The organism is Gammaproteobacteria bacterium (assembly GCA_032250735.1).
GTDB lineage: Bacteria > Pseudomonadota > Gammaproteobacteria > SZUA-152 > SZUA-152 > SZUA-152.
The window spans coordinates 77,856-92,109 of the sequence record JAVVEP010000010.1; the positions used below are offsets into that span (position 1 = coordinate 77,856).

At 58.2% G+C, this 14,254-nt stretch carries 12 protein-coding genes; 7 read left to right on the top strand and 5 right to left on the bottom strand.

Annotated features, from left to right (window positions below; translation table 11 throughout):
- Nucleotides 1-96: 96 nt before the first annotated feature.
- From pyrH to rpsB, 3 genes are all read right to left on the bottom strand, one after another.
- Nucleotides 97-822: a UMP kinase gene (pyrH, locus tag RRB22_07865; protein ID MDT8384316.1), complete on the bottom strand. Its 726-nt coding sequence runs from the start codon at nt 820-822 to the stop codon at nt 97-99.
- Nucleotides 823-983: 161 nt separating this feature from the next.
- Nucleotides 984-1,862, bottom strand: coding sequence for a translation elongation factor Ts (gene tsf, locus RRB22_07870; GenBank protein MDT8384317.1), 879 nt, complete (start codon nt 1,860-1,862; stop codon nt 984-986).
- Between the two features lie 165 nt (nt 1,863-2,027).
- On the bottom strand, nt 2,028-2,777 hold the full coding sequence (rpsB, locus tag RRB22_07875) for a 30S ribosomal protein S2 (protein ID MDT8384318.1): 750 nt from the start codon (nt 2,775-2,777) through the stop codon (nt 2,028-2,030).
- A 283-nt stretch (nt 2,778-3,060) separates the two neighbouring features.
- Here rpsB and map point away from each other — a divergent pair, with 283 nt between their 5' ends.
- The 4 genes from map to RRB22_07895 all read left to right on the top strand — a co-directional run bounded on the left by map (nt 3,061) and on the right by RRB22_07895 (nt 8,358).
- Nucleotides 3,061-3,828 (top strand): type I methionyl aminopeptidase, encoded by a 768-nt coding sequence (gene map / locus RRB22_07880; protein MDT8384319.1) that lies wholly within the window; start codon nt 3,061-3,063, stop codon nt 3,826-3,828.
- A 98-nt stretch (nt 3,829-3,926) separates the two neighbouring features.
- On the top strand, nt 3,927-6,584 hold the full coding sequence (gene glnD / locus RRB22_07885) for a [protein-PII] uridylyltransferase (GenBank protein MDT8384320.1): 2,658 nt from the start codon (nt 3,927-3,929) through the stop codon (nt 6,582-6,584).
- Between the two features lie 77 nt (nt 6,585-6,661).
- Nucleotides 6,662-7,084 carry a DUF3592 domain-containing protein gene (locus RRB22_07890; protein ID MDT8384321.1) on the top strand — a complete coding sequence of 141 codons (423 nt, stop codon included), beginning with the start codon at nt 6,662-6,664 and terminating at the stop codon, nt 7,082-7,084.
- 191 nt (nt 7,085-7,275) lie between these two features.
- Nucleotides 7,276-8,358, top strand: a complete 1,083-nt coding sequence (locus RRB22_07895) for a mechanosensitive ion channel (GenBank protein MDT8384322.1) — start codon at nt 7,276-7,278, stop codon at nt 8,356-8,358.
- A gap of 114 nt (nt 8,359-8,472) precedes the next feature.
- On the opposite strand, the gene RRB22_07900 is transcribed toward RRB22_07895, so the two are convergent.
- Nucleotides 8,473-10,374 carry an ATP-binding cassette domain-containing protein gene (locus RRB22_07900; protein MDT8384323.1) on the bottom strand — a complete coding sequence of 634 codons (1,902 nt, stop codon included), beginning with the start codon at nt 10,372-10,374 and terminating at the stop codon, nt 8,473-8,475.
- Nucleotides 10,375-11,021: 647 nt separating this feature from the next.
- On the opposite strand from RRB22_07900, the gene RRB22_07905 reads away from it, so the two are divergent.
- From RRB22_07905 to RRB22_07915, 3 genes are all read left to right on the top strand, one after another.
- Complete coding sequence (locus tag RRB22_07905; GenBank protein ID MDT8384324.1) at nt 11,022-11,504, top strand: MerR family transcriptional regulator; 483 nt, start codon at nt 11,022-11,024, stop codon at nt 11,502-11,504.
- A gap of 111 nt (nt 11,505-11,615) precedes the next feature.
- On the top strand, nt 11,616-12,890 hold the full coding sequence (locus RRB22_07910) for an AAA family ATPase (GenBank protein MDT8384325.1): 1,275 nt from the start codon (nt 11,616-11,618) through the stop codon (nt 12,888-12,890).
- 51 nt (nt 12,891-12,941) lie between these two features.
- Nucleotides 12,942-13,736 carry a hypothetical protein gene (locus tag RRB22_07915; GenBank protein MDT8384326.1) on the top strand — a complete coding sequence of 265 codons (795 nt, stop codon included), beginning with the start codon at nt 12,942-12,944 and terminating at the stop codon, nt 13,734-13,736.
- Between the two features lie 7 nt (nt 13,737-13,743).
- Here RRB22_07915 and RRB22_07920 read toward each other — a convergent pair whose 3' ends face one another.
- Nucleotides 13,744-14,193 (bottom strand): response regulator, encoded by a 450-nt coding sequence (locus RRB22_07920; GenBank protein ID MDT8384327.1) that lies wholly within the window; start codon nt 14,191-14,193, stop codon nt 13,744-13,746.
- Nucleotides 14,194-14,254 lie beyond the last annotated feature (61 nt).

The window sequence follows — 14,254 nt, forward strand, 5'->3', positions numbered from 1 at the left end:
TAATTCTCGTTGTCTGTTGTTGCAACTGGTTGTGCGTTTATCGTGGGCAGTGATGCGGTGCGTTGCCTGGGCGCCGGTTGAACCGATACTCAAACCTTACTTAACGAGCGTACCTTCCTGCGCCCCTCGCATAATCGCCATCAATGTCCCCGCCTTGTTCATATTAAACACCCGCACCGGCATGGATTGATCGCGACACAGCGCAATCGCCGTCGCATCCATCACGGCCAGACCCTTGGCCAACACCTCGTCATAGCTCAGGGTGTCATACAGGGTGGCGTTTTTGTCTTTCATGGGATCGGCAGAATACACGCCGTCCACCTTGGTGGCCTTGAGCACCAGCTCAGCGCCGATTTCGATGCCGCGCAGACTGGCCGCGGAGTCGGTGGTGAAAAACGGACTGCCGGTACCGGCGGCAAAGATCACCACGCGGCCCTTCTCCAGGTGGCGTACCGCACGGCGTTGAATGTAGGGCTCACAGACCGTGTCAATCGGCAAGGCCGACATCACCCGCACCGGCATGCCGTGGCGTTCCAACGCATCCTGCATGGACAGGGCATTGATGACGGTCGCCAACATGCCCATGTAATCACCGGTCGTACGATTCAGGCCACTCGCGGCCAGACTGACGCCGCGAAAGATATTGCCGCCGCCAATCACCAGCGCGACCTCGATACCCGCATCCACCAGCTCTTTGACTTCCAGCGAGGTTCGGTCGATAACGCCGGGGTCAATGCCAAACTCGGCATCGCCCATCAACGCCTCGCCACTCAGTTTCAGTAGGATACGCTTATAAACCGTGGTCGCCGTTGTGCCCGTCATTCCCCGTCCTTCTTAATATATCGCCAGGATGTCTGTGTAGTATTGTGGGCAGCGCGCGCCTCCGCTGCGCTACGCCGCCCGTAGTTTATCGATGGCCTTCCTGTTTTATACACCGAAAGATACGCATCGAAAGATATGCGTCGAAAATTGTACGTCGAAAATCAGTGGCCACGTGCCTGCGCCATGACTTCCTCGGCAAAGTTTTCGACCTTCTTCTCGATACCTTCGCCTACTTCCAGACGGTCAAAACCGACCACGGTGGCGCCTGCCGCTTTCAGCAGCTGCTCAACCGTCTGATCCGGGTTTTTCACAAACGGCTGGCCGGTCAGGGTAATCTCCTTGAGGAATTTCTTGATCCGACCGTCGACCATCTTTTCGATGATTTCCGCGGGCTTGCCACTCTCGGCGGCCTGCGCGACAAAGATCTCTTTCTCTTTTTCGATCAGCGCCGGCGACACTTCCGCCTCGGAAACACAGGCAGGATTGCTGGCCGCCACATGCATGGCGATATCTTTCGCCAGTGCCTCATCGCCACCCTGCAATTCCACCAGCACGCCGATACGGCCACCGTGCAGGTAACAGCCCAGCACGCCGTCAGTGGTTTTGCTCACGAAACGACGCACATTCATGTTCTCACCCACCTTGGCGATCAGGTTCTTGGTGGCCGCTGCCACCGTCTCGCCATCGTCCATCGTCAATGCCAGCAGGGCATCGATATCGGCCGGCTTCTTGTCCAGCACCAGTTGCGCAACCGCCGAGGAGAAATTCAGGAAATCATCACCCTTGGTGACAAAATCTGTCTCGCAGTTCACCTCGACCATCGCGGCATTTTTGCCGTCAGCGCTGGACTTGAATACGATCAAGCCTTCAGCCGCCGTACGTCCGGCCTTTTTGTCGGCCTTGGCCGCGCCACTTTTACGCATCAGCTCGATGGCGGCATCGATATCGCCGTCCACTTCCACCAGTGCCTTCTTGCATTCCATCATGCCGGCGCCGGTGCGCTCGCGCAGTTCTTTTACTAACCCAGCAGTAATTGCCATTGTATTGTTCCTCGAATTAGGTCTTCGAATTCGCGGTTCGAATGTATTCCGCAAATGTCAGATGTTGTCTGTACTGCCGAAACCACCCGCAGGTGTGTGACAGTCCTTAAACAAATGTCGACCGGGTTGAGCCGGTCGACATGTTTGTTGCCTGCAGAGAGATAGTTAGCTGGCGGCCGCGGTTTCGTCGATTTCGACAAAGGCGTTTTCATCCGCGCCCCTGGGCTGCAAGGCAGCCGCACGACTCTCAACCACCGCATCGGCCACACCGCGCACGTACAGCTGAATGGCACGCATGGCGTCATCATTGCCGGGAATCACGTAATCAACGCCGTCCGGATTGGTGTTGGTATCCACGATACCCACCACCGGGATGCCCAGCTTGCGGGCTTCAGAGACGGCGATCTTTTCGTGGCCCACATCAATGATGAACACCGCCGCAGGCAGACCCGTCATGTCCTTGATACCGCCCAGGCTGCGTTCCAGCTTTTCCATCTCGCGGGTCATCATCAGCGCTTCTTTCTTGTTGACCTTGGCAAAGCTGCCGTCGGCCGCCATGACTTCCAGCTCCTTGAGACGCTTGATGGAATTCTTCACGGTGTTGAAATTGGTGAGCATGCCGCCCAACCAGCGGTGATTGACGTAAGGCATACCCGCACGATCGGCATGTTCCTTGATGCTGTCACGGGCGGCGCGCTTGGTGCCGACGAACAGGACCTTGCCCTTGCCGGCAGCCAGTTTGCCCAGGAAGTTGGTTGCCTCTTTATATAAAGGCAGGGACTTTTCCAGGTTGATGATATGGATTTTATTGCGTTCGCCAAAGATGTAGGGTGCCATCTTGGGATTCCAATAACGGGTTTGGTGACCGAAATGAACGCCGGCCTCCAGCATTTGACGCATAGTAATTTGAGACATAGTAAACTCCTTCTGGGTTAAGCCTCCACGCGTCCCATACGCCAACCCTGTGCTGACTAGACCCTAACGAAACGTTAGCTAGCACAGCAGGGGCACCCTGGCATACGTGTCGACACGTGTGTGGATTACAGGGTCAGACAATGGCAACATGGCCATGCTTTCCCCAGTGATTGCTCTTTCATTGCGACGCTTTGCAAAAACAGCGCGGGCTTTATACCATACCCGGCCTTTTACAACAATCTGTTACCTCGATTTTGGGGTCAAACCGGCAGTAAAAAACACTATGAGCATTACCCTGAAAACCCCCGATGAGATCGAAAAGATGCGTGTGGCCGGCCACTTAGCGGCCGAACAGCTGCGAATGATCGCCCCGCACATCAAGCCTGGCGTCAGCACCGACGAACTCGACCAGATCTGCCACGATTACACCCTGAACGTGCAGCAGGCGATCCCGGCGCCGCTGAACTACCACGGCTACCCCAAATCCATCTGCACCTCGGTGAATCACCAGGTCTGCCACGGCATCCCCAGCGACAAAAGGCTGAAAAACGGCGACATCGTCAATATCGACGTCACCGTCATCAAGGACGGCTACCACGGCGACACCAGCAAGATGTTCTTTGTCGGCGAGCCCTCGATCCTCGCCGAGCGGCTCTGCCGGGTGAGCCACGAGTGCATGAAACTGGGCATCGAGATGGTCAGACCGGGCATTCATCTGGGCGATATCGGCCATGCCATCCAGCGACACGCCGAGGCCAATCACTTTTCTGTGGTGCGGGAATACTGCGGCCACGGCATCGGCAAGGTGTTCCACGAGGAGCCCCAGGTGCTGCACTATGGCAGCCCGGGTACCGGCATCATCCTCGAACCGGGCATGACCTTCACCATCGAACCCATGATCAACGCCGGCAAGCGCCATGTGAAAATGCTCAATGACGGCTGGACCGTGGTCACCAAGGATCGCAGCCTCTCCGCCCAGTGGGAGCACACCCTGCTGGTCACCAAAGATGGCCACGAGGTACTGACCCAGCTCCCGGGTGACGAACTCTAACCGTCTGCCGGACTCAGGATGGCGGGGCCGCAGGGATGCCCATCCGCCGCTCACAACACCATTCATCCCCAGCCAAAATCCCCAACCAAGGCCCCGCAATGAAGACTCCATGCGATCAACTCTGTAACTGGCAGGAATTTGATACCGCCGTCGCAGAGGCCCGCACGCCATTAAGCATCTTTCGCGCCCAGCTGGAATCCGCCAAGCGGACGCTCAAGGCGCAATTTGAGTCCGGCACCCCGGTGCAGGAACTGGTGGCCCAGCGGGCGAGCCTCATTGACGAAATGCTGGTGCGCATCTGGTCCCGCTACCTCGGCGACAGTCAGGACATCGCCCTGGTCGCCGTCGGCGGCTATGGCCGCGCCGAACTGCACCCGGCCTCGGACATCGATCTGCTGATCCTCACCGCCGATAGCGCAGTCATCGAGCACTACGCGGCGAAGATCGAGCAGTTCCTGCTGTTTTTATGGGACCTCGGGCTGGAGGTGGGACACAGCACCCGCAGCATCACCGACTGTGTCGAACAGGCCACCGCCGACATCACCATCGCCACTAACCTGATGGAGGCCCGCCTGCTGACGGGGCCGGAGGCGCTGTTCGGGAAGATGAAACAGGCCGTCGGCCCGGAACGGATCTGGCCCAGCCTGAAATTTTTCCGCGCCAAACGGGAGGAGCAGATCGCCCGGCATCGCCGCTTTCATGACAGCGCCTACAATCTGGAGCCCAATATCAAGGAAAATCCCGGCGGCCTGCGGGATCTGCAGGTCATCGGCTGGGTCGCCAAACGCCATTTCGGCGTCGACACCCTGCACGACCTGGTCGGCCACGGCTTCCTCACCGAGGATGAATTCCACACCCTCATCGAGGCGCAGAATTTTCTCTGGCGCATCCGCTTTGCCCTGCACACGCTCACCGGCCGGCGCGAGGATCGGCTACTGTTTGACCATCAGCGCACCCTGGCCACACAGTTTGGCTACAGGGATGAGAAAAACCGCCTGGCCGTCGAACATTTCATGAAGGAATACTACCGCACGGTGCTGGAGCTTTCGCGGCTCAACGAAATGCTGCTGGACCTGTTTGAAGAAACCATCCTCTTTCAGGGTAACCATGAAAAGCCTCTAGCCATTAATGAGCGCTTCCAGTCACGCCACGGCAAACTGGAAGTCACCCACCCCGAGGTATTCGTACAAACCCCCTGGGCCCTGCTGGAACTGTTTGTCCTCGGCGCGCGCGACCCCAAACTGCGCGGCGTTGCGGCAAACACCATTCGTCTGATACGCCAGCACCATTATCTGATCGACGAAGACTTCCGCAACAACCCGCACTGCCACCAGTTGTTCCTGGAGCTGTTCCGCCAGGGTGCCGGTTTAACCCATGAGCTGCGGCGCATGAATCGCTATGGCGTACTGGCCGCCTACCTTCCGGTGTTCGGCAACATCGTGGGACAGATGCAGCACGACCTGTTCCATGTCTACACCGTCGATGAACACACCATGTTTGTGGTGCGTAATCTACGCCGCTTCACCGTACCCGAATTTGCCGACGAATTTCCGCTCTGCAGCAGGATCATCCAGCGCATCGAGCGACAGGAAGTGCTGATGCTGGGTGGATTCTTTCATGACATCGGCAAAGGCCGCGGCGGAGACCACTCCAGGTTAGGCGCCATCGATGCCGCCATCTTCTGCCGCAAACACGGCATTGACCCACACGATACCGAGCTGATCAAGTGGCTGGTGGAGAGCCATCTCATCATGTCCTCCACCGCACAGCGCAAGGACATCAGCGACCCGGAAGTGATCGCCGAATTTGCCGCACAGGTCGGCGACCAGCAGCGACTGGATCATCTCTACCTGCTGACCGTGGCCGACATTCGCGCCACCAGCCCCAGCCTGTGGAATTCCTGGAAAGATGCCCTGCTCGCCGAGCTGTATCACGCCACCTCGCGCGCCCTCAGCCAGGGGCTGGACAAGCCGCTTGATCATCAGGAGCTGGCGGAAGACACGCAGGCCGAGGTGCTGGATCAATTAAAGCAAACCGAGACCGACACCAAGGCGATCGAAAACCAGTGGCAACACCTGGGACAGGACTATTTTTTACGCCATTCCGCCGAAGAGGTCGCCTGGCACACCCAGGCCATCATCGAACACCGCAAGCGGTATCAACAACAGGATGTCCCACTGGTGGTTATGCGCGGCGAGACGGACCGTGGCGGCTCCGCGATCTTTGTCTATACCCGGGACAACAACTATCTGTTCGCCACCATCACCGCCACCCTGGAGCAGCTCGGACTGGACATCATCGATGCGCGGGTTATCACCTCGGACGATGGCTTCACGCTGGATACCTTCCTGGTCCTGGATCACAACCAGGAACTTATCACCGCCCCGGCGCGCAAAAAAGAGATCTGCGAGCGGCTCAACGAGAGCCTGCAACACCCGGAACAGATCGCCCAACCCAGCACCCACTTTACGCGCCAGCAAAAGCATTTTCCCATTGCCACCAGGATATTGTTCCGCGAAGACCACAACAACCAGCGCACCTGCATGGAGGTCATCACCAACGACCGCCCCGGCCTGCTGGCACGCATCGCCCGTGGCCTGCTGACCTGTAACATCCTGTTGCAGAACGCCAAGATATCCACCTTCGGCGAACGGGCCGAAGATATCTTTTTTATCAGCAACCTCAAAAAGCAGCCACTACTGGATGAAGAAAAGCAATGTCTGCGCGCGACCATTCGCCAACTGTTGGAGAAGTGAAATGGGAAACCATGCGTGGCAAATGACTAAGGCATCAAGTTTACGATCGACTCCAAAACCATAAGCGGCAAACCACAATGAACCTCTACCCCATCATCCTCGCCCTCGTCGCCCTGGGCGGTATCGGCATCAGCCTCTGGGGCTGGATGATCCTGCAAAAATCCCGCCGCACCCGACAATGGCCCCGCACCACAGGCAGGATCGAGGTCTCTGAACCGCGCTCCGCAGAAAACGACCTGTTGCCCGAGATCGTCTTCAGCTATCGGCTTGATGGAAAAGACTATCGCCGGCCGTTCACCTTTCCCGAAGGCACCCACCCTCTGCCGGAATTCGCAACCTTCTACAATAAAAAATACCCGGTCGGCGCAGCAGTGGACATCTATTACAAGCCCGACCAACCTGAAATAGCCACCCTTGAACCCGGCGCGCAAGGCGACTGGATGATTCTGGCCATGGGTATTGCAATGACCCTGGGTGGTACACTGAGTTTATTGCTGTAGCGGGACAACACCGTGCAGCTAAGGCGACAGCCGCTGCCGGCGACCGTTAATCCGCATTTTCAGCCAACCACACTCATACCCCCACCTGCTGACTGACTGCAGTTTCGCAAAATAATGTCTATGGTTATAGCATGCGGCCGCAACCCGGCGCGTTATGCCGCCTATTTATACCGACAAGGAGAAAATAAACCGTGGAATTTTTTGAGATGGAATTTATGGGCAATGATCTGCTCGACTGGCTGATCGCGTCGACGATCCTGGTCTCCAGCGTGATCCTGCTATGGATATTTCGCCGCCTGGTCGGCGGTCGCCTGAGCCATCGCGCCAGCCTCAGCAAGACCCACTGGAACAACATTATTGCCAAGCAGATTACCCGCACAAAATTACTCTTTCTGGTTGTGGTGGGACTCTATCTGGGATCGCTGTTTGTGGAACTCCCCGCACGCCTGGATGCCATGGTTTACAGCATTCTGGTGATTGCGCTATTGATTCAGGTCGGCATCTGGGGCGTCATACTGATCAGCGAACTGCTGGAATTATATGAGCGGCGCGCACTGGAAAAAAATGCGGCGGCAGTCGCCACCATCAACATCATCGGCCTGGCCAGCAAACTGGTGTTGTGGTCCATTGTGGCCCTGCTGGCCCTCGACAATCTCGGCATCAATATCACGGCCCTGGTGGCCGGCCTGGGCATCGGCGGCATCGCGATCGCCCTGGCCCTGCAAAACATTCTCGGCGACCTGTTCGCCTCGCTGTCCATCGTGTTCGACAAGCCCTTTGTGATCGGCGATTTTGTGATTATCGATGAATACCTCGGCAGCATTGAGCACATCGGGCTGAAAACCACCCGCATCCGCAGCCTCTCCGGAGAACAACTGGTTTTTTCCAACTCGGACCTGCTCAACAGCCGGATACGCAACTATGGCCGCATGTTCGAGCGGCGCGTGGTCAGCAGCCTCGGCGTGACCTATCAAACGCCACGAGAAAAACTCAAACTCATTCCGCTCATCATCAGGGAGGCCGTCGAGGCCCAGGAAAAAACCCGCTTCGACCGCGCCCACTTCATGAAATACGGCGACTACGCCCTGGCGTTCGAAACTGTCTACTACGTGTTATCCCCGGACTACAACACCTACATGGATATCCAGCAGGCGATTTACTTCGCCATTCACGAGCGCTTTGAACAGGAACAGATCGAATTTGCCTACCCGACCCAGACCCTGTTTATTTCTCAGCAAACCGAAAGCCAGCAGACCGAAAGCGCCGGCGGATAACCGGCCCTGGAAGGGCCGGTAGGGTGGGCACGTCTTTTGTGCCCACGCGGCATGGATGAACAATAACTAATGTAATGCTGCAAAACCTGAAGGTCTGTTGCGACCTCGGCGTGGTCAGCCTCTCTCGCCCGATTCCAGCTCTTCCCAGCGCGCAAAGCACAGTTCCAGTTCGTTGCCGACCTTTTCGAGCCGTGCCAGTGTGTTTGCACTTTGTTCCTTGTCCTGCTGATAGAACTCCGGGGCATTAATCTGCTTTTGCAGTTCGCCTTGCTCGGCTTCGAGCGATTCCATCTTTGCCGGAAGGCCATCCAATTCCCGTTGCTCTTTGTAGCTGAGCTTTTTTGTCTTCACCGCGGCCTCGGTCTTCACCGTGTCGGCCTGACTGACTTTTGCGGTCCTCGCCACGGCCTTGTCACCGGGCTGGCGACGCTGGCGTAACCAGTCCTCGTAGCCACCGACGTAGTCATTCACCACGCCATCCCCTTCGAATACCAGGGTGCGGGTGACGACGTTGTCGAGAAAGGCGCGGTCATGACTCACCAGCAGCAGGGTGCCGGTGTATTCTCCCAGCAGCTCTTCCAGCAGCTCCAGGGTTTCAACGTCGAGGTCATTGGTCGGTTCGTCCATCACCAGCAGGTTGGCGGGCTGGGTGAACAGGCGCGCCAGCAACAGACGATTGCGTTCACCGCCGGAGAGTGAGGAGACCGGTGAGCGCACCCGCTGTGGGGGAAACAGGAAATCCTGCAGGTAACTGATGACGTGTTTTTCACGGCCATTCACGGTCACCGTGTCGCTGCCGAAATTGAGGTTGTCCATCACGGACATATCCGGGTCGAGCACGGCACGCTGCTGGTCAAAATAGGCAATTTCCAGTTTGGTGCCCAGCTGCACGCTACCCGTTGTCGGTTGCAACTCGCCCAGCAGCAATTTCAGCAGGGTGGTTTTGCCCGCCCCATTGGGGCCGATGATGCCGATGCGGTCACCGCGCTGGATGCGGGTGGAAAAATTGCGCACGATGGTTTTATCACCATAGCCGACGCTGGCATTCTCCACCTCGACCACCAGCTTGCCGGAGCGATCGGCCGTTTCGAGTTTCAGGTTGACCTTGCCCTGCACCTGACGGCGATCACTGTATTCACGGCGCATGGCCTGCAGGGCGCGCACCCGGCCTTCGTTGCGCGTGCGGCGGGCCTTGATGCCCTGCCGTATCCAGACCTCTTCCTGTGCCAGCCGTTTGTCGAATTTGGCATTGTGGTCCGCCTCGATGGCGAGCGCCTCTTCTTTCTTTTGCAGATAGTTCTGGTAGTCCCCCGGCCAGGAGCTGATGTTGCCACGGTCCAGTTCCACGATGCGGGTTGCCAGGCGTTGCAGGAAGGCGCGGTCATGGGTGATGAACAACACGCTGCCATTCCAGCCCAGCAGGAATTCCTCCAGCCATTGAATGCCGGCGAGGTCGAGATGGTTGGTGGGCTCATCCAGCAGCAGCAGGTCGGGCTCCTTGACCAGGGCCTGCGCGAGCATGACCCTGCGCTTGAGACCACCGGACAGATCCGCCAGAGGCGTGTCGGCGGGCAGGTCCAGGCGGGTGATGACATCCTCCACCTTCTGTTCCAGGCGCCAGCCGTCCTCGGCCTCCAGCCTGCCCTGTAGCTCGGAGAGCCGATCCAGCACCGCGGCCGAGGCATCCTGCTCCAGCGACAGCACCACATGGTGATATTCGGCTAGTAGTTCGCCGACCCCTTCGAGGCCGGCGGTTATCACCTCAAACACCGTCTGATTCTGGTCCGCCGGGACCTCCTGTGCGAGATAGGCGATGCGCAAATTCTGCTGGCGCCAGACGCTGCCGTCATCCGGCAGTACGGCGCCGCGCAGGATTTGCATCAGGGTGGACTTGCCAGTGCCATTGCGCCCCACCAGGCAGACGCGCTCACCGGGGTCAATCTGGAAATTGACCTTGTCCAGCAGTGCAACGTGGCCAAAGGCCAGGGAAACATTATCGAATTTTATAAGGGCCATAAAAGGGACTTTAGGGGGTGCTCAGCAGGCCTGCAGCGAAAACTGAAACCGATTTGAAGGAGCCGCGTATTCTAGTGCAGGTCGTTACGCATTACATCACCATCACACGGCTATTTTGGTGAGATGATGGATGAGCTTACGGAAATGATTAAATGCGAAATGATGAAACACGGAGGGTATTGGTGCGGGGCACATTAAACAGTGAGCGATTAAAAAAGTGTATGCCCTGGACGGGCCAGGGCAAACACTTTCCTCCCCCCCTGTTCGAGGTGTGCAAGCATCTTACCCGCATCTCAAAACAGGTCAAGAGCCAAACCGCAAAAACTGGGCCGGACATTTTTAGCCCCTTGTTTTAACGCGCTATTTAGTAGGACTTAGTAGGACATTAGTAGGGCATTAGCACGGCCCTTTTGCCGGGACCCCTGCGCGGCAGTGATGGCGGTGACAGACCCGTGCCGGGCCTCTGCCTTTCGCGGTCCCTCCGCCGCCCGCCACACGGGGCCGGAAAAGTGGACAAAACTCACCTTTTTTGTCCACTTTCCTTGACATTTTGCCGGTACTGACCACAATTGGCCCCGATCTGGTCAACATTTACACAGCCGCAAAATGCCACGGTTTAACCGTTGGCATAACGCAGTGGAGGGGCGATGAGCGATACAGGATTTACCTGTCAGCAAGTGATGAAGATCACCGGGCTGAGCCGCCGCCAACTCAGCTATTGGCGCAAGACCGGCCTCATCACCCCACAACAACACACCAGCGGCGGCCACGCCCGTTATTCCTTTGCCGACCTGCTGACGCTGAAGACCGCCAAGAAGCTGATTGATGCCGGTCTGTCCCTGCAACGCATCCGCAAAAGCATCAGCTCGCTGGCCAATTTTCTGCCCTCCTGCACGGCGCCGCTCACCGAGCTTTCCCTGGTGGTGACCGGCGATGTAATTCTGGTGCTGCACCGGGAGACGGCCTTTGAGGCATTAACCGGCCAGGAATGGATCTATCCCGTCGCCGAGCTGGCCCGCGAGGCCGAGCGCAGCCGCGGCATCCGCGAGCCGGAACAGCGTCTGCTGTTCGCCAGGCCCGAGGCCGCGCCCGCCAGCGAGGCACCGGCGAAAAAGACCGCCCATGCATAAGAAACACAATCTGCCCCGCTGTACCGTACTCACTGCGGTGCGATCCAATGCAATAGGAATGACGATGCCGCACCCACACCATGCCCAAGCGCCAATGTCCCGGGGGATTGTATGAAGATTATTGCCATCGCCAATCAGAAAGGGGGCTGCGGGAAGACCACCACCGCCATCAACCTGGCCGCCAGTTTGGGCGCAAGGGGGCTGCGCACCCTGCTGGTGGATGCCGACCCCCAAGGCCATGCCTCGCTGGGACTGGGCCAACGCCGCCAGGATGAGCCCGGCCTGTACGAGGTCTTTGCGCTGGATTTCCCCCTCTCCGAGGCGATCATCACCGAGGTGGCCACGGGCGTGGACCTGGTGCCCGCCACCATCTCCCTGGCGGCGGTTGAGCATGTGCTTGCGGGTATGCCGAAACGCGAACGCCAGCTCACCGACCACCTGCAACCGCTGGCAACGATTTATGACTACGTGGTGATCGACTGCCCGCCGGCCCTGGGCCTGCTGTCGATTAACGCCATTCGCGCGGCCAGCCGCATCATCGTGCCCCTCGACATGAGCCTGTTCTCCATCGACGGCATTGAACGGCTCAGTGAGACGGTGGATCTGGTCGCCCAGAAATACGACCTCAGCATCGAAATCAATCTGCTACCGACCCTGGTCGACAAACGTACCCGCCTGTGCCGGAAGTTCCTGCTGGGCATCTGGGAGCGCTATCAGGACAACGTGCTGTCTGCCATGGTGCACCACACGGTACGCCTCAAGGAGGCGGTTATTGCCGGCCAGTCCATCCTGCATTTTGATGCCAAATCCATCGCCGCCCGGGATTACCAGGATCTTGCGGAGGAGATCATCCGCCGCTCTGCCGATGAAAAATCCGTTATCCAGCAGGAGACCTCCTGGTTGCTGGATCATCTCGACAGCGGCAGAGCACCAGACCGGGCAGACAGGGCAATAGAGGCCAGCGAGATCCCCACCCTGGAGATCACCCGGATGGTCGCCCTGCGGGATGCCAGCGATATCCCCGTGGCCGCCAGCCCCGATGCACCCCGGCCGTACGCAGACCGCGATCCCGGCGGGGACGCCCGCACCCCGCTGCATCGGGTCGAGCTCCGCTATCAGGATTATTACGAGCGCGATCTCCAGATTGCCGGTGAGTTCAATGGCTGGATTCCGGATGAGGGGATTGAGACCGTGGAGGAAAACGGCACCCTGCGAAAGATATTCTTTGCCCCCGCCGGTGAGTACCAGTACCGGCTGGTCATCGACGGAAAATGGCGCAACGACCCGACCAACCCCGAGCAGGTGTTAAATCCCATGGGGGTGCACAACTCCATGCTGCGCGTGGGTGATGAGCCGCAAGCCTCCCGCCATTATCATCAACACTAACGGATACCAGAGTGCGCCAGCGCTGATTCGCCAATAGGATACTTCCAGACCATGTCGACCACCATCAACAACACACCACACCTGCCCGGTGTCAGCCGATCAAAACACCGTTTGGCGGATATCAGTCATCATTTTTTGAGCAATGAAAATGAGCGCTCCCCCGCCTGGCAGAATACCGCCATCATCCCGATCCTGCTGGGCGCCCGACGCGATGACTACATTGTCTATGAACTGAACCGCGCCTTTAATCGACAGGATGGCCACCAGCAGAGCAGCTGCATGGTGCTGAATATCGAAAACCGCGCCGGCGCTTCCAGCATCGCCTCCCCGTCGGCAGAAAAGCTGACGCGGGCACTCGCGTCGACCGATGATCTGGAGGACGGCGGCATGCCGGATTACTGCCTTGTGCCGGTAACGTCGCCCTCCACCACCCTGGCATTGCAAAGCGACCGCTGCATTATCGCGGTGCATTCCTCGTTAGCGGGGGTGCGTATCGCCTACGACCAGCTGGCCTTCATGGCCTCGCTGGAGACGGATTTTGACGTCTGCGTGATTATGCTGGATGCGAAGACCATTCGGGATGCCAAACGCTTTTTCGGCTTTCTCTGCGCCAATGCGAAATCCCTGTTGGCGCTTGAGCTGGAGTGCGGGGGCCTTTTACTGCAAGAGCGGCATGACCGATCGGCCACGGGTGTTGCGACAGAAACGGGTTCGATGGATGACGAGATGGCAACCGACCTGGACAGTGTGGCGGGCGAGATCCTGCGGAAATTCACCGCGGGCGCCAGGCCTGGACTCGCAACCCCACTGCCCGCTCCTGTCGGCGTTGCCGGCCTGCTCAGCTAGGAGGCTCTCAGCTGTCCCGGCGACGCCCCGGCACCTCATTTAACTCCAGCCAGTAAATGCCCAGCTGTTTGACCACCTCGGTAAACTGATTGAAATCGACGGGCTTGCGCGTATAGCTGTTCGCGCCATTGGAATAGCCTGTGGTGATATCGGCCTGTTCACTGGAGGTGGTCAGAATCACCACCGGTTGCAGGGCGGTACGTTTATCCGCGCGCAGGCGTTTCAAGACCTCATGCCCACTCAGTTTTGGCAACTGCAGATCCAGCAGGATGACCTGTGGCTGAATACTGGTGTCGCGGCCCTCATAGCGGCCCGCACCAAAAAGGTACTCAAGGGCCTCTTCGCCATCCCGCGCCACAACAACCTCATTGAGGATGTTGTTTTTCTTCAGCGCCCTGATGGTCAAGGCCTCATCGTCTGGATTATCTTCTACCAGCAATATGACTTTATCCGACATCCCTTTCCCTCATGGGCTTTACAACCCAACCAATGATCACCAATAAACGGCCAGCCAACCA